Source organism: Rhodopirellula maiorica SM1, from assembly GCF_000346295.1.
GTDB lineage: Bacteria > Planctomycetota > Planctomycetia > Pirellulales > Pirellulaceae > Novipirellula > Novipirellula maiorica.
The window spans coordinates 1-16,625 of the sequence record NZ_ANOG01000971.1 but is presented as its reverse complement, the minus strand read 5'-3'; the positions used below and the strand labels follow the sequence as shown (position 1 = coordinate 16,625).

Annotated in this window: 12 protein-coding genes and 1 pseudogene; 6 read left to right on the top strand and 7 right to left on the bottom strand. The window is 54.6% G+C overall.

Annotation, left to right across the window (positions count from 1 at the left end; translation table 11 throughout):
- Window positions 1-234: 234 nt before the first annotated feature.
- From RMSM_RS31365 to RMSM_RS31340, 6 genes are all read right to left on the bottom strand, one after another.
- On the bottom strand, window positions 235-1,131 hold the full coding sequence (locus RMSM_RS31365; RefSeq protein ID WP_008707054.1) for a hypothetical protein: 897 nt from the start codon (window positions 1,129-1,131) through the stop codon (window positions 235-237).
- A gap of 408 nt (window positions 1,132-1,539) precedes the next feature.
- Window positions 1,540-2,334, bottom strand: a complete 795-nt coding sequence (locus RMSM_RS31360; RefSeq protein ID WP_008707053.1) for an SDR family NAD(P)-dependent oxidoreductase — start codon at window positions 2,332-2,334, stop codon at window positions 1,540-1,542.
- Between the two features lie 26 nt (window positions 2,335-2,360).
- A complete protein-coding gene (gene hflX / locus RMSM_RS31355; protein WP_008707051.1) occupies window positions 2,361-3,749 on the bottom strand; it encodes a GTPase HflX in 1,389 nt (462 codons plus the stop codon).
- 384 nt (window positions 3,750-4,133) lie between these two features.
- The gene (locus RMSM_RS31350; protein WP_008707049.1) at window positions 4,134-5,561 is read right to left on the bottom strand and encodes an excinuclease ABC subunit UvrC; all 1,428 of its coding nucleotides are present in this window, start codon (window positions 5,559-5,561) and stop codon (window positions 4,134-4,136) included.
- A 268-nt stretch (window positions 5,562-5,829) separates the two neighbouring features.
- Entirely contained in the window at window positions 5,830-6,294 is a 465-nt protein-coding gene (locus tag RMSM_RS31345; RefSeq protein ID WP_144058095.1) for a hypothetical protein, read from the bottom strand.
- A 49-nt stretch (window positions 6,295-6,343) separates the two neighbouring features.
- Window positions 6,344-7,483, bottom strand: a complete 1,140-nt coding sequence (locus RMSM_RS31340; protein WP_008707046.1) for a DUF1559 domain-containing protein — start codon at window positions 7,481-7,483, stop codon at window positions 6,344-6,346.
- A 387-nt stretch (window positions 7,484-7,870) separates the two neighbouring features.
- Here RMSM_RS31340 and RMSM_RS31335 point away from each other — a divergent pair, with 387 nt between their 5' ends.
- The 6 genes from RMSM_RS31335 (at window position 7,871) to RMSM_RS31315 (ending at window position 15,707) form a co-directional block, all read left to right on the top strand.
- On the top strand, window positions 7,871-11,533 hold the full coding sequence (locus tag RMSM_RS31335; RefSeq protein ID WP_081614403.1) for a protein kinase domain-containing protein: 3,663 nt from the start codon (window positions 7,871-7,873) through the stop codon (window positions 11,531-11,533).
- Window positions 11,534-11,769: 236 nt separating this feature from the next.
- Entirely contained in the window at window positions 11,770-12,546 is a 777-nt protein-coding gene (locus RMSM_RS31330; RefSeq protein WP_008707039.1) for a class I SAM-dependent methyltransferase, read from the top strand.
- A 90-nt stretch (window positions 12,547-12,636) separates the two neighbouring features.
- On the top strand, window positions 12,637-12,762 hold the full coding sequence (locus tag RMSM_RS43555) for a hypothetical protein (RefSeq protein WP_008707038.1): 126 nt from the start codon (window positions 12,637-12,639) through the stop codon (window positions 12,760-12,762).
- 50 nt (window positions 12,763-12,812) lie between these two features.
- Window positions 12,813-13,568 carry a hypothetical protein gene (locus tag RMSM_RS31325; protein WP_144058094.1) on the top strand — a complete coding sequence of 252 codons (756 nt, stop codon included), beginning with the start codon at window positions 12,813-12,815 and terminating at the stop codon, window positions 13,566-13,568.
- Window positions 13,565-14,050: a DUF5658 family protein gene (locus RMSM_RS31320; RefSeq protein WP_008707034.1), complete on the top strand. Its 486-nt coding sequence runs from the start codon at window positions 13,565-13,567 to the stop codon at window positions 14,048-14,050. Before RMSM_RS31325 ends, RMSM_RS31320 begins: the two co-directional genes overlap by 4 nt.
- Before the next feature lie 517 nt (window positions 14,051-14,567).
- A complete protein-coding gene (locus RMSM_RS31315; protein ID WP_008707033.1) occupies window positions 14,568-15,707 on the top strand; it encodes a hypothetical protein in 1,140 nt (379 codons plus the stop codon).
- A gap of 433 nt (window positions 15,708-16,140) precedes the next feature.
- Here RMSM_RS31315 and RMSM_RS31310 read toward each other — a convergent pair.
- Window positions 16,141-16,625, bottom strand: a pseudogene (locus RMSM_RS31310) (class I SAM-dependent methyltransferase); the annotation flags it as partial.

Genomic DNA, 16,625 nt, shown 5'->3' with positions numbered 1-16,625 from the left:
ACCATCGCACAATTCCGAATAATCATGACAACCGGAACACCGCTGTCCTATGATTACGTCGCCCGAACGAGCTAAATTTTTGGGTTTTGACACGAGTTGTGCTGTCGCCAACGTGGCTTGGCGATCTCGTTGTGGCGGGAGGAGTGGGGACGGACAAGTTGACGAATTCCGCCCGCTGGATCGACGCTGCTGCTCGCACCGCAACGTCGATCCTGTCTTGATAGCAAACGTTATCTAATTGCCATCGATTGTGGCAATCAACGATTTTCGTTGCTTATCGATGAATGCCAGCATTTCTTCGGTTCGCGGACGAACTGCGGCATCGTATTCCTCGGTGATATCGTCGCGGTCGTTGAAGCTGTCGGCCTCAGGTAGTTCAGCCGAGATCGTTTTAGGAACCGCGAAACCAGCTGCCTTGGCCGCTTCCTGCAAGTAGGCCTGAGCCACGGCGAGATGACGAACACTTTGTCCAGCGTCGTAGCGGTACTGCGCAATGCGAGCGTCCATCTGTGCTCGCCGAATTTCTTTCTCGGCTTCTTTCAAGGTTGCAGCGGTGGCTTTCGATTTCAACGGTTTGTGATCGAGTTTCACATCCGCTTGATCGGGAGCGTCCGCTCGCAGAACATGAGATTTGGCCATGCATAATTCGCCAAGAGTAATGCAGTCGTGGATTACTTGATCCGACGGGACGTCCTCGTCATTGCGCAGTGCGATCGCGAGTTCTTCGAGCCGATCTGCACACGAATTAATTCCCGCATGGCCATTCGTCATCGCCGCAGACGCCGCCAAGCCCAACCAAGCTGCGTTCTTTTCGAGCGACAGCGCCAATTTGTCGTTCTGTCCCTTACCGACGAGCGCTCGCGATTCTTCGAGACGATCGAGCGCGTCGTAACACAACGGCCAATAGGTTGCCTTGGCGACGACAAACCAACCGCGAGTCTCATCGGGACGCTGGTCCGTATCTCGCTGCACCGCACGTCCTTTATCATCGGTTTCAAGCGTTTTCTTTTCAGCCGATTTTGCCTCCCCCGTTTTCGTATCAGCCTTCGCGACCGAGACACCGCCGAGCGACAGAGCCGAAATGGAAACAGAGAGCAGCGCCCCCGAAAGCAGATTCATCGTGTGATTCATGACGAGATTCCAATTGGAGAGAGTGTGTGAGTGTTGACTGGGATTTCAAGTCGACTTGCAATAAGAAAACTCGGGGTCAACCTCGTTACTATTGCAAATCGATGACTAAATAACACAAAGAAAATCGCTTAGTTTCGATTGATTCTGCGAATACACTCCAAAATTATCCTTACTCGATTTTTCAGATGCTCTTCTCTTCTGCTATCCGAATCTCGTTCCGGTTGAATGTTGGAACCGTGGCCCGCGGGCTGTTGAATTTAGTCGTACGACGGACTTCCTAGTCCGTCGAATACACCAGTGACGGACGAGGTAGCCCATCAGCCACCCCTTGCCGCAGGAAACTTCATCGAATCAACAGCCATCAGAAGCTAGGGAAGTTCGCTCGACCTGGGCCGTCCACGTCCGCGATCAGTTCGACCGTGTCAGGATCGCATTCATCAACGGCGGCGAGATACGGTCGGCGTACACCAACGCTTTACCAGCCAGACTCAAGATCACCTCGCTGCGTCGCGACTCGATTGCCGCCATCGTTGCACGAGCCACTTTCGCAGGCGGCCAACTTCCGATGCTTTTGGATTGTGCAGCGTCATCGGAACCGATCAACGAATCAAAAAACTCACTTCGGGTTGTGCTGGGACTGACCAGCGTCACTTGAATGGAGTTGCCATGGCTAGTGTCGCCGGCCAATTCGGCTCGCAGTGAATCGCTCAAACCATGAAGTGCAAACTTGCTCGCACAATACTCACTCTTGTCCGGGACGGCGCGATGTCCTAGCACGCTGCTAATGTTACAGATCACCGCGTTACGGCCGCGGCGTAACATCGGGATCGCATGCCGCATCAATTCGGCAGGCGCAAAGAAATTGACTTCCATGATTCGCCGCAAGCGATCTTCGTTGGCGTCTGCGAATGGGCCAATCGCACCGATTCCGGCATTGTTGACCAACAAATCCAAACGGCCACCATCGACGTCGGCGGCTGCCGCTAGAATCTCGGCACGCACACCGGCATCGGTCACATCACCGACGACCGGAATCAAGCGTCCCGGACAATTCCGGGTTCCGAGATCCGCTAATCGCTCGCCGCGACGTGCGACGGCAACCACCGTGGCTCCGCGATCGAGCAGCAATTCGCACAAGCAGTGACCAATTCCGCTGCTAGCTCCCGTAACAACGGCGATTGAATCCTTGGGGTTCCACCGCATCGATCCGAAATCCTTTCGTAGACGAACTACGCCACTTCGCTTGACGAATCCGACAGTGGTACCGAAGGTAGATCGATGGAAATCGATGATTTTTCGTCTTCGGCAGACTGATTGTCATTGGTTTTCCCAAGACGTTCGTCCATGTAACGAATCGCAACGGCGTCTCGATGCACCGGTCCCATCGCTCCGGCAGGAACGCGAACATGGATGGTCACCATTTCTTCGCCGTACTTTCGCGACAATACTTCGCCCTTGGCCGCCAAGTAGGCCAATAACTTGCCGTCGCTCGGCGCCACGTCGACTTCCAAATCAAAGAACTCGCGTCCGAGTGCCTCGCCCACCGCTTCGATCAATGGCACCAGCCCTGTGTTGCTCTTCGCACTGACCGGAATCGCATTGGGATAACGGTCGAGCACTCGGTTCAGAACCGCGGAACTCTTGATCGCATCGATCTTGTTGAGCACCAACAGCGTGTCTTTCTCTTCGATCTCGAGTTCCTCGAGTACACGATAGACCGCGCTGATTTGCTCGAACACCGTCGGACTGCTGGCGTCGGCAACATGCAACAACAAATCAGCTTGCCGCGTTTCTTCGAGCGTTGATTTGAAACTGGCGACCAACGAGTGAGGCAGATCGCGGATGAATCCGACCGTATCACTCAGCAGCACCGTGCCCCAACCAGGCAATTGCCAACGCCGCGTTCGTGTATCGAGCGTGGCAAACAATTTGTCGGCGGCATGCACATCGGCTGCCGTCAACGCATTCATCAAAGTGCTCTTGCCGGCATTGGTGTAGCCGACCAACGAAACCGTTGGTGCTTCTTTACGAGCCTGAACTTGTTGTTCACGCCGACGCTCGACCTTGGACAGTTCTTCCTTCAGATCGTGAATCCGTTTCTGTGCCAAACGGCGGTCGACTTCCAATTGCTTTTCACCCGGTCCACGCATGCCGACGCCCATCGCTTGACGCGACAAGTGGGTCCACATCCGTTTCAAACGTGGCAACGAATACTCGAGTTGAGCCAGTTCGATCGCCAAACGAGCTTCATAGGTGCGAGCTCCGGCAGCAAAGATGTCGAGAATCAATTCGGTGCGATCGATCACCTTGGCATCGATCGCTTTTTCGAGATTTCGAACTTGAGCAGGGTTCAGATCATTATCAAAGATCACCACGTCGGCATCATGCCGCTCGACCATCAGCCGAAGTTCTTCGACTTTGCCCTTGCCCAAAAACGTGCCATGATTGGGTCGCGTCAACCGCTGCATCAACTCGTCGACGACTTCGGTTCCTGCGGTCGTGGCCAATCCGTAAAGTTCCTCCAGCGGATCCGCCTCGACAACTTGTTCGGGCAGGATCAGGCGGGCCAAGATGCTTCGCTCCGGCGAATCATCGCGAAGTTGGTGTTGTTCTCGCACGGTTTAGGGAGGTACCTCCAATTGAATGATTAAATCTGAACGTCAATCCCATTATAGTCCAAAAGTGTGTTTCTGTGCACAGCAGTTTGGCAGGGCAAAAGCGGCGTCGGTGCCAGGCAAAAGTTCCCCAAACCAACACAATTTTGACGGAAGACACACGGAAATTCCCTGCGTTTTGGTTCAGAATTCAAAACGTCGATCCGCAGTCAGACAGACCGCAAGATACTCCTATAGGTTCACCTAACGGTCGAGAAATCGGTTCGGGAAGTAGTAAGTAGGCCGGATCGCAGCGGAGCGGAGATCCGGCGGGGGCGAGAGTGATGGCGAATTCTTTGCCGCCGCGATGCCGGATCTTCGCTGCGTTCGATCCGGCCTACAATTCGGCTAGCGATCGAACGTCGACTTGGTGCGGAGGATGTGATGATAGTGCTGGGCAAAACGATGCGACTCGTCACGAACGTACTGCAACAACCGCAGCGCAAACGCACTTTTACTCAATCGCAACGGTTCGGAATCACCAGGTCTAAAAATTTCTTCATCGCGTTTGGCCAACGAGATCACCGTCGGCGGCGTGATGTCCTGGTCACGGAACGCGGCCATCGCTGCATTGAGTTGTCCCTTGCCACCGTCAATCAACAAGATATCGGGAAACGATTCGCCGGAATCAGAAAGCTTGCGAAAACGTCGCGACACCACTTCATAGATACTGCGAAAATCGTCGATGCCGTCGACGTCTTGGATCCGAAACCGCCGGTATCCGGGTTTGAACGGTAACCCGTCAATGAATTGAACCAGACTGGCGACCGTTTCACCGCCACCAAGATGAGCGATGTCGACCCCTTCGATAATCCGCGGCGTTTCCGCTAGCCCCAAAACTTTGCGAAGTCCCGTCAGCCCCTTTTTCGGATCGATATAAAACACCTCGGGCTGGACGTGCGTGTCGAGTTCGCCACGGTCCTCGAGTTTCTCCAACATGCGAATCTCGTCTCGCAATACCGCCGCGCGTTCGAAATCCATCGCCTTGCTGGCCGCTTTCATCTCGTCGTGCATCTCTTTGAGCAACCGCTTCTTGCCGCCTTCCATAAACGTTTGCAATCGCTTGATGTCGCGGCGATATTCCTCTTTGCTGATTCGGAAGTTACACGGCGCGGTGCACTGGTTGATGCTCGCCAACAAACAGGGACGAAACCATTTCCAACGCTCCTCGGACTCACTAATATCGAGCGTGCAAGTGCGAAAACGAAAGATTCGCTGCAGCACCTGGATCGCGCCGCGTAGCGCCCCGGCACTCGGAAAAGGCCCATACAACTTGACGCCCTTTTCCTTGGGCTCGCGTGTGATCTCGACACGTGGGAATTCATCACGCGTGGTGATCATCAAATACGGGAACGACTTATCGTCTTTGAGATCTTTGTTGTGCTTGGGCTGAATGTCTTTGACCAGTCGCGATTCCATCAACAACGCGTCGACTTCGGTTTCGCACTCGACATAGTCGATATCCGCGATCTCGCCAATCCAGATAGCGGTTCGCTGATCTTCGGCCGCCGCTTTTAGAAAGTAGCTTCCAGCGCGACTGCGAAGATTCTTGGCCTTGCCAACATAGATCACGCGGCCTGCATCGTCTTTCATCAAATAGACGCCAGGCGACTGAGGAAACGTTTTGACCTTGGTCGCCGCATGGCTGAATCCGAGCTCTGCAGACGGATCGTCCCCTGCCGCGTCCGTCAATTTGACTTCGCCTACTTTGTCAACGGTTTTGCTGTTTTGTTCAACTTCGTTCTGGTCCGCTTTTTTTAGGGGGTCATCCGGCATAGAGGGGCGATCCGTCAATTGCTTCGATCGGGGAAAAGAGGGGACGATCCACCACACTTTCCGCGTCGCAAGACGGCAAACCTGTCGACGAATTCAGTAACGATTGCGCTGACAGCGGGGTGGTGATGCCATTATTCTAGCCAGACAACCCGTTTTTGGCATTCCACCCCATTTTTGGCGATGCCACCCCATGTTCGCAGTTGCTTGTTGGCGACGCATTGTCCGCCCCCCGTCCAGCGACAGCTGACAATTGTTTCTGGCCGTGTGCTTAGCGAATCGCGGCGATGACTTTTTGCTTGAGGTCATCCTTGATGTCGGATTTCTCAATTTCTGCGACCACTTTGGCCATCACATCCTCTTGTTCGCCTGCGGCTTCTTGCATCGAGTTAATTTTGGTTTTGATGTCCGCGGCAATCGCTTCCAATGTGAAGGGATTACCGCCGGGACCGTCCCCCGGCGATGCTTGTGCACCAGGTCCGCCACCACGACCGTCTTCGTTTGGCGTTTCGCCTCCCGAACGCGATGCTTCGTTGACTCGGCCGCCGCCACCTCCGTCCATTGTTTTCAGACGAACGGCCAGCTCGGCCACTAATTTCTCAGGCGTGTAGGCAACCTCTTTCAAGCGAGCTTGGATTGCGTTTTCGCCAGATCCGCAACCGGTCACCGGCAACAAGATCAAACAGATTGCCGCGAACATTGTTAGGACGGATCGAGTAAATACAGATCGAATCATTCTTTTCCAAAATGTTGTTGTGGTTTGCGATAGAGTGTCAATCGACAGCTTAGAAATTGTCGCTCTTGATGATTTCTTTTCCTGCTTTGGTGCCCAACGCCCACCACGTTTCCATATCGATCGAATCAGTAATGAAACGAACCGAGCCGTCCATCAACGACATCTGTACTCCACCGGGATGATCGCTTGACGCGGTAATGGCCGAGTCCCCTTCGTGGCAACGAATCGTGTCGCTGCTGTAAGCTGCAATCGAAATCGTGTTGGGTGTGAAGACGTGTCCGTAGACATGTCGTTGCCAGCCATCGGTATACAACCAAGAATGCCCCTTGTACATGCTCCACGGTTCCCAGTTCTTGTAGCCGTTCAATCCATCGGTGACGACTTGGTCGATATAGGCATCGTAGGCTTCCACCAATGCCGAATTGGTGTAGTGCAAATTGCGACGGTCATCCAACATTTTGCCGCTCCCATCATTCACAAGCGACTCCGCAATCGCCGCGGTATTAGACAAACCGTCCAAGATATCGCGGAAACCAAAGTTGCGATTCGTGGTCGACCGCCAATAGTCGCTATAAGGCCCTTTTTCGTTCATCCGGTTCATGGAAATGATCCCCGGCGACACCTTGATCGCCGTTCCCGGCGCCTCCCATGGCATCAGCATGTTGCGACCATGCCCCGCGTTGGCAAGGTAGCTAAAATTGGCCGTGGTACCACCGGTCGCGACCACCGAATTGGTTACCGATTCGGTGGGGCAAAGAAAGGTCGGTATTTGGACGCGGGCCACCTCCCCTAGCTTGCTGGTATTATTGGCCAGCCCGCTCCATGCGTTCCCTCGGCCGGTACTCTCAAACGGAATCGCCTCATAGACTGCAGTCTGCTCGACATAGGGCAACATCCCGGCGTACCACGACAAATTACCCGAACCACCGCCCGGCGAATCATAGTCATCCGCCCCGCGATGCATGTGGATCGGCGTCTGATTGAACGCATCATGGTAATTGTGCATCGCCAGTGTCAGCTGTTTGAGATGATTGCTGCACTGCATCCGCCGCGCGGCTTCGCGTGCCGCCTGCACGGCGGGTAACAACAATCCGACAAGCACTCCGATAATCGCAATCACCACTAAGAGCTCGACCAATGTGAACGCGTCCCGTCGCCCAGGTTCACGCTGCTTGTTTAACTCAAACATTTTTATAAGTCCTCGAACGTTTTCGAAAGAAATAAAGAGGGTAGGAATTTGGCTGCAATCAATCGCAGCGAAGGATGGGAAGCCTAGAGCAGTGATTTGAAGATTGCGTTAGGAAAAATCGTGGCCTCGAAAGAATTACGGCGAGCTCCGCCGTGAGCGATTTTCTGCCCCGCTACGATCGTCATTGAGGCCACGGGATTGCCCTAACCCTCGCAAAAATCGCCGTCTTTTTGCGACGTCGGTCCAAGATCGATGGCTCTCGCCACCACCCAACTTGCCACCGTTCGATCGCGATTCGCCCCCAGCTCGTCCGAGCCACATCAAGATCGGCTACATTGAGGGGAAAGGCTCGGCTGCTGAACCCGACTCGGATTGGTCTTTCCTGCAATGGCTCTCATGACACCCTCGTCGTCTCATTTGATTTCTCAGGGTCCCGATGGAGCACTCTACCGGCATGGTGATCCCGCCACCGCATGTCCGCATTGGCGATTCGTGCTCACAGGACCGGCAATCACCCCCGCTCGGCTTGCTGCGATTGCCAGCAACGTTCGCTTCGTTGATCTGTTGCAGTCGCCGCATGTATGCCGCGTCATCGAAAATGGACTATCAAGAACGCCACCGATCTTGGTGGCTGAATCGCTTCCTCCGTTACGCTTAGTAGCCGTGTCGCAGGATCTCAGTCTTGCCGAGGCGTTTGCCATTGCGACTCAGCTCACGTCGGTTGTGGTGCAAGCCCATCATCTCGGTTTGTATCATCCCCACATCACGGCCGAGAACATTGCCTTGCAGCGGGCATCGGGCAACTGGGAAATTCGCTTGGACTATCTCGATCTGGCCATCGACGACACCTCGATTCGGTCGGTCGACGCTGAGAACGACCCACGCGATGCCGATCGAGAGGAACTGTGCGGCATTCTGCGGTGTTTAATTCGCCACGCGCTCGATCGCGAGGATCCATCCAACGAAACGTCTGCTGATTTACATGCTCACGCCGACGCCGTCTTGGAATGGCTCGACAGCGAACCGGTCTCCACGACGGAATCGTTGTTGACGTTGCTTCAGAGAGCGGATTCATTTCGATACGAAACGGTAGAGACCTCAGTCAATGTTGGAAACAACTCGTCACTTCAATGCAGCGAATCAGTAACGGGCAAATCAGCAACGGGCAATCCAGAAACACAAATCACACGCGTGCCTAAACCAACGCGGGGAAACGACGCAGCGACGGTGGAGCCAAATCCGGAAACCGATGGCAGTTCGATCCGCGAGTCCTCGTTTACCCCCGCAACCGCAATCGTGCAACGCGGTGATCGGTTGGGCCGTTTTTTGATTGGTGAAAAGATTGGGCAAGGCGGGATGGGAGCGGTGTTTGCCGCCACCGATCTGCTGGACAACTCGCCCGTCGCGATCAAAGTGCTGAAGACGCCCTGCGATGACTCGTCCCAATCGATCCGTCGGTTTCGCAAAGAAGCACGTTTATTGGCAGATATCCAAAACGAATTTGTCACTCGCTTGATTCATGTCGATCAGGATTGTGGTGTCCATTATTTAGCGATGGAATACATCGATGGCATCGATTTAAAGAAATGGATCACCCGTCGTAGCTGTGGCGAACCTGTTGACATCAGTGAACGCGATGCACTGAATATCGTTGGCGATATCGCTCGCGCCCTTGCATGTGCACACTCGCAAGGCATTGTGCATCGCGACATCAAGCCCGAAAACGTGCTGCTGCAGCGGCGTGCATCCAACATCAGCGATGACGACGATGATATTCAAAACTACCGCGTCAAACTTTCCGACTTCGGCATCGCCCGTCACGTCGAACAATCCGAATCGATGGAAGTCACTGGCGATGGCGTGATGATCGGCACCCCGCTGTACATGTCACCCGAACAGTGCCGCGGCAGCCATGACGTCGATCCGACCACCGACGTTTACGCGCTGGGAATCACGCTGTTTGAATTACTGACCGGGCGGGTGCCATTTCAATCCGATGATCGTATCAAATTGGCCACCATGCATCTTTACGACCGACCTCCGTCGGTACAACAATTCAACCCAAGAATCTCGGATGCTTGTGTCAGCATCGTCAATCGTGCATTGGCCAAGGAACCCGAAAAGCGATTCGTCGACGCGTCGCAATTTAGCCGCGAGATCGACCGGGTGTTGCGGGGCACGGCTTCGGATATCGAAATGCATCCGAAAATGCCGGAGCATCGTGATGACAAACTTTGGCAAAAAACCGAGCACTGGGAACTCGACAGCGATCCCGAAGAAATCTGGCCGTATGTATCCAACACCGAACGACTCAATCGCGCTATCGGATTACCCGCGGTGACCTACCGCACCGAGTACGACGAACAGCGTGGCATCCGTAAATTTGGCTCCTTTCGTATCAGTGGAGTACAAGTCGCGTGGGAAGAACATCCGTTTGAATGGATCGAAGCCAATCGCATGGGCATTTTGCGAGAATTTCAATCGGGCCCCTTCGTTTGGTTCATGAGCATTGTGACGATGGAGCCTATCGCCGGCGGTGGTACGAAACTGAGTCACGAAATTCGTGTCGAGCCACGCAATTTGCTTGGCCGCGTGATGACGACCGTGGAAGCCGACTGGAAAGCGTTTCGCAATTTAAATCGCGTTTATTTGCGTATCGACAAATCGATCCAAAGTCGTAAGCAGGGCCAAAGTCGAAAACAGGGGCAAAGAATCGATCCGTTTGAATCGCCCCACCGAATCGGCACCGCGGATGCCGAACGTTTACAAAAGCGACTTGATCGCTTGATCGAAGCCGGGGTCGATCCCGACTTGGCAAACGCGTTAGGCGTTTATCTCAGCGAAGCTCCGCCCCAAACGCTGGCTCAGATTCGTCCAATTGCGTTGGCCCGCGAGCTCAATTTCCCGTCCGATGACACCATCGACGCCTGCTTGGTCGCTGCCTCCGTCGGGCTGTTGTCACTTCGCTGGGACGTGCTCTGTCCGACCTGTCGAGCGCCGGCCGCCACGCATCAAAATTTGTCGGCGATCGATGAACACACAGATTGCGAAGCATGCCATGTCGCATTTCAATCCAATCGTGGCAACGCGATCGAGATGGTGTTTCGTGCTCATCCGGAAATCCGACACGTCGATGACCAGAACTACTGTATCGGTGGCCCCGAACACGCGCCTCATGTGGTGGCCCAGATTCGACTCGAAGCAAATGAAATGTTTGAGCTGGAGTTGCATCTATCGCAAGGGGATTATTTACTGCGTGGCCCGCGTGTTCCTCAAACTCAATCGATCCGAGTCGACGAAGGACGAGGACAGAGAGAATATTCGACCAAGCTTCTTTCGCTCGGACAATCTTCGCACATCCCTAAACTTCGCAGCGGCATGCAGCGAATCCAATTGATCAACGACGACACGTCACTGCATGTGATCCGGATCGAACGAACGATCCCTCGTGATGATGTCGTGACGGCGGCCTCGGCATCGACGATCCAGCGATTTCGCGACCTGTTTCCTGATCAAGTCTTTGCCGATGAAAACCCGATCACCGCCGAGCAAATGACGTTGTTAGCCACCACAATCCAAGACATCGAAGATCTATACGCCAATTTGGGTGACGCGGAAGTCTATAAACGGGTTCACGAAATTCATTGGCGAATGGAACAGATCGTGCAACTGCACCATGGCACGATTGCCAAGACCGTTGGCGAAAGTATGTTGGCGGCGTTCGACCGCTGTGATCACGCCATCGCAGCAGCGATTGAAATTCAACAATCCGAACGAAACCGGCCCCAATCCGTCGGCATTGGCGTGCATGCCGGACGAACCCTGGTCGCGGTCGCAAACGATCGGCTCGACTATTTTGGCAGCACCGCACGCGCTGTGATGGCAATGCCCTCGATCGCCGGCGAAGATCTGCTACTGAGCGAAAGCGTTTATGCCGATCCGAGGGTCATGCATGAATTCACTACAATGCTGGATCATGCGACTTACGAAACCGTCTCGCTGCCGGGATCGCCCCACCAACCGCTCGCGCGCATTCACGCACAACACTGAGTTTGCCGAAAGCCCGATTCTCGACCATGTTCTGATTCCATCGCGGCACCATCCCCAATAGGCTCGTTGTGACTACAATGCCGCCACGTCCTGAAGAACAGGCCGGGCCGTCAAGGAAATCATGCGTGATGACCACCACGTGTCCTCGACGGTCCGAGACGCTCTCGCAAGTTCCAATGCGAGAAAAACAATCATGTTTCGACTATTGACTACCCCCCCGACATCGCTCGCTCTCTATGGAAAACTGGTACGACTATCCTCAATACTTTGACATGGTGTTTCGGGATGAAACCCAAGCTGAAGTCGAATTTTTTGAGCAGGCATTCGAGCGATTCCGCAACGATTCCTCCACTACCAAACTGCTCGAACCGGGCTGTGGCAGCGGCCGGTTGGTCGCGGAAATGGCAGCGTGCGGCTACGACTTGACCGGATTGGACCTCAACCAACCGATGCTCGACTATCTTCGCAAACGGCTCACGCGGCGAAAAATTGATGCCACGTTGGTGCTGGGCGATATGACAAAGATGCAGTTCCCCGAGCCTTTCGACGCAGCTTTCTGCACGTTCAATACGTTCCGTCATCTGTTGAGCGAAGCCGACGCCGAGTCTCATTTGCGATCGGTCGCCGATAATCTTGTCAGCGGTGGCATTTACATCCTCGGATTCCACTGCATTCCGCTGGACGCGGATCCCGAAAGCACCGAACGTTGGACCGCTTCGCACGGGGGGACCAAGGTCCACGTGACATTGAAGGTCATCGATTTCAACCGTCGAAAACGACAAGAAACGCTGCGAGCGAGTATCAAGGCCCAAACACGCTCGGGGAAAACCCATCGCATTCGCAGCGAATTCCCGCTGCGACTCTACACCATCGCCCAAGCCAAAAGTCTGTTCCGTAAAGTCGAAGACCAGTTTGAATTGCTAGCTGCCTACGACTTTGACTACGACATCGACCAGCCGAGGACCATGGATGACGACCTGGTGGACGCCGTTTTTATCCTGAAACGGCATTAAACGACGCCGCTGCCGTCATCGGCCGAATCAAAAAAATTTGGCCATCGCGTCGCAACCTTTGCAGGGCGGCGGGGTTCATATCGGACAGGCATGTTTGATTCGCACCTGCGGTTTGTCGCAGGTTTGATTGAGGATCTGTCGATTCCCCCCGCACATGGCGATTCCCCCGCACAAGCGGGCAACTCAACAAACGAAATCGATTCGTTCCTGCAATAACGCGGCACTGAGTACCACCACCTATGGTTCAGAAAAAGGATAGTCTTCGAATGGTCCAAACCCTAAACAACCACTGGTTTCGTGTCACGATGCTACTGACAACGCTAATGTTTGGATTGACAATCGCGACAGCCTCGGCCCAAGACGAACCACGGGCGAAGGAAACCACCCCGACCGAATCAGCCTTGTCGCAGACAGAATTAAACGAGTCGACTCCGACAAAATATCGCGAGTTCGAAAGCACCGTCGAGATGGATAATTCGTTTCTGTTTCTCAATGGTGTCTACATTCCTCCCACGGCCGAATTGAAGTTCAGCAACGCTGGGGTTGAGATCAACGGCCAAATCTTTGACGAAAACGCATTTGACCTCTCCGGCTATGTCGATGATCGCGGAGGGTCGCGGCGAGGCTATGGATTCCGCGGCCGTGGTGAACGATCCGATTGGGGTGGCCGGGGCGACTGGGGCCCGCGAGGAGGCTGGGGCGAACGCGACAACGGAGACAACCGAAGACGTGAAAGCACTCGTGAATACCTTCCTCGCTCTCCGCTGATGTCCTTGGCGGGTGCGTTTGATCCAGCAGGAACAGGCACGGTTGCCGTTTTCTATTCAGGCGAAGCTCCGATGCTGTTGGAGACCAGTGAATTGGGCTATGAATTACTGAAAGCACTGTTGGGACGCGAAACCCCGTCGAAGCAGAGATGTTGCCATTCGCTTCGAACAAGCTTGACTTTGAACTCTGGCATCGCTTGGTTCAAGACTTTAAAATTTCACCCGAATTCGCCACGCGAGCTTCGGAAACAGTGAAATACTTTGAAGAGATCCATGAAAAGAACGATAGTAAAGCGGCGGCGTTTATCCTGAGCCAACAAATTGCCTTTCCGCTCAGCATGATCGCGATGGTGACCGTCGTCGTCGCGTTTGGACATCTGATGGCACACCCACAACATACGATTGCAATTGGCGACGATCCGTTGACCCTAGCCAACGCGAAAAAGGCGACAATTTGGTCGCTTACGATTGTCGGAGTGCTCTCGGCGCTCGACCTCGTCTGGACGCTGATTGCTCACCAAAGCGGTGCGATGCGAGAATTGAATCCGCTTGGCAACGGATTAATCCATGACCCGGTCCAATTGATCTTGTTCAAAATCACGATCACCGGTCTTGCGATCGGTATCCTGTACTACTTGCACGAACAACCCTTGGCACGGCGAGCAACGTGGTGGTGCTGTCTAGTGTTGACGCTACTGACCGCTCGCTGGTTGACATTCAACTCGATGTTCCTGTAGCCTCCATCGCCACCACTCGCTCGGCCCCTCCCTCCGTCCGCGGCAGTTACCGTGGGTCGAATCATGGGAATAAACGGATTGGTGATTTGATCGTTTAACAGTCAGCCGAAGGCGTACTCGCATCCGTTATGCGTACGCCTATCGGCTAACGGTTAAACGAAGCATTCTAAACTCGTCACCTCGCCCACGACCTCTTGCGTCTGCGACCGCCCCCCCAAAGCCGTCAAGAGTTTTGGGTGGCACACGCTGCGGACCGAAAGTCTCGCACGACCACTGCTGTCGATTCCTCTCGTCTCGACACTCTATCGACGCTGCGAATCTCTGCTTCCGCTTGGCGGCCGATGCGTCCCCCCTAATGCCAAACCGGGGCAACCATTGTTTGTCGCTTTTTTGTGGTCGCTGCGGTGTTTTTGACGAAACACCCTCCAATCCCAAGTGTTGAATGAACAGGCATCCTTTGGCAATGTTCGCCAAGCGATTCGCCCAAAACAATTGACTTGGAAAAGGAATGACATTGATGCGCATTGCATTGAAAGAACTAGCGATCTCCACCACGGCATTACTACTGATGACATCGGGTCAAGTAGTCAGTGCTCAAGACGACAATCAAGAAAAACCCAAACCGAAACGACCAGTCGCCGAAGCAAAAGCGGACTCGCACCCTGATGCTCCCAAACCACCTCGCATGCGTGACAAGCAGGATTTCCAAAAGGGGCCCGATCATGCTCGCCCCGACCACAAACGTGGCGAGCACCCGCACGATGGCCGACCGCGCCCCGATCATGATGGCGTTGGTCGCGGCGGCTCAGGAGAACGTGAAACTGGCGGATTAGGACGCCCTGGATCTGGGCCAAGACCTTCACGCGACGGCGACGTCAACCCGTCTGCACGAGACCGCATGCGCACGCCGCCTCGCTATGACGCTAAACGTGATCAGGACGCCAAACGAGGCAACGTGAACGGCACAAAGTCAAAAGACGAACGAGCCAACGTTAAACAGGCGAAAAGCCGCAAAGCGAACGTCGGCAAGCACGATCGTAAACGCAACAAACACGCAGCCGATGATGCCAAAGCGGATGGACGACGCAGCAAGGCACACAAGGCATCTGGTCGCGGAAAAGAACGATACGCTAGGGAGCATAACGTTGACCGAAACCGTCGCGTAGCAAGACAGGATCCCGATGTCGGTCCGCGTCAATTCGGCGATCGCCAGCAAGGCCGCCTGCGTAGCAACCGAGATCATGCTCATCGACAAGCTCGTCATCATCGCGGCGAACGCGCTCGTCACGGTTACGCGGTGAACCGTGGCCCCCATGGACCTCGTCCAGGTGCAAATCGCATGCATCGCGGAAAACGAGGCCCACAGCGTGGGCATCACAATGTCGATCGTCATCGCAGTAGCAAGTCACACGACCGCTACGCAATGCACCGCGGACCTCATGGCGACAAATCCAGTGCACATGGAATGCGTGACGGAAAACGTGGACAACGACGTGATCATCACGGTGCAAACCATCGTCGCGGACGTGGTTCAGACAACCATGTCGCAATGCGTCGTGGTCCTCAGCAAGACAAACCGAATGGTCGTGATATGCGTCCGAGCGAAGGTGGAAAGCATCACGATGGCGGCAAAGCCAATCGCCGATTCCGCCGCTAACTCCTATCGCGTTTTGGAATGGTACCGACGGTGTTCGCGAATACCGTTGATTGTGCTAGCGTCACGGGGCCCAATGTCATCGACGTTGGGCAGCGGCACGGCGCGAGCCGTCCGGTTGAGCCGAATGAAACGTTCGGTTTAGACCGGCCGGCTCGGGTCGCACCGCTAAGCAGGTAGAAATCCCGTTAGCTGTTTGGGCGCTAGCCCCAGTTGAATGTCGGAACCGTGGCTAGCGGATTGTTGATTTAATCGTACGATGGACTTCCTAGTCCGTCGAATACACCAATGACGGACGAGGTAGTACCTCAACCACCCCTTGCCACAGGAAACGTCATTAAATCAACAGCCCGCTAGCGGCTAATTGACGGAAGGACTCCTGCCTAGCTGCTTAAGAAGCCACTCAATCCTTCGATTGATGATATCCACGGCGGTACTATGAACCGCGTCGCAGCAGAATTAAATCCGCTGCTAGGGTTACTGACATCGCGGCCAACGATTCTAAACGAGTTTGCTGGGAATGCCGCACGCCGCGGTAGGTCATCGCCAAGGCGTCAGCGATCGCATCGGTGTCCAAGTCAGCGCTCTGTTGCCAATGCTTGTGCTCGACAAACTCGACTCCGGCGGCGGACAACTCATCGACGACCATCTGCCAACGGCTGCGTCGATGCCCCGCTTGCTGGACCTGTTCGCGAAGTTCGATCAAATCCTCTTCGCCAGGCACTGCGACGATACAGATTCCGGTCTCTGACAGCACTCGCTGAATCTCGGTTGCCGGACGACGCCCGAACAACGAGATCACGCGATCGACACTTGCGTCGGCGGCTGGCAAGACTCGATCGGCATTGGCCCAAACCAAGTCCCGGCGGGCCATCCTCGAGCGGCCAATTTAATTGCTCGCTTGGAAAGNTCGACGCCACA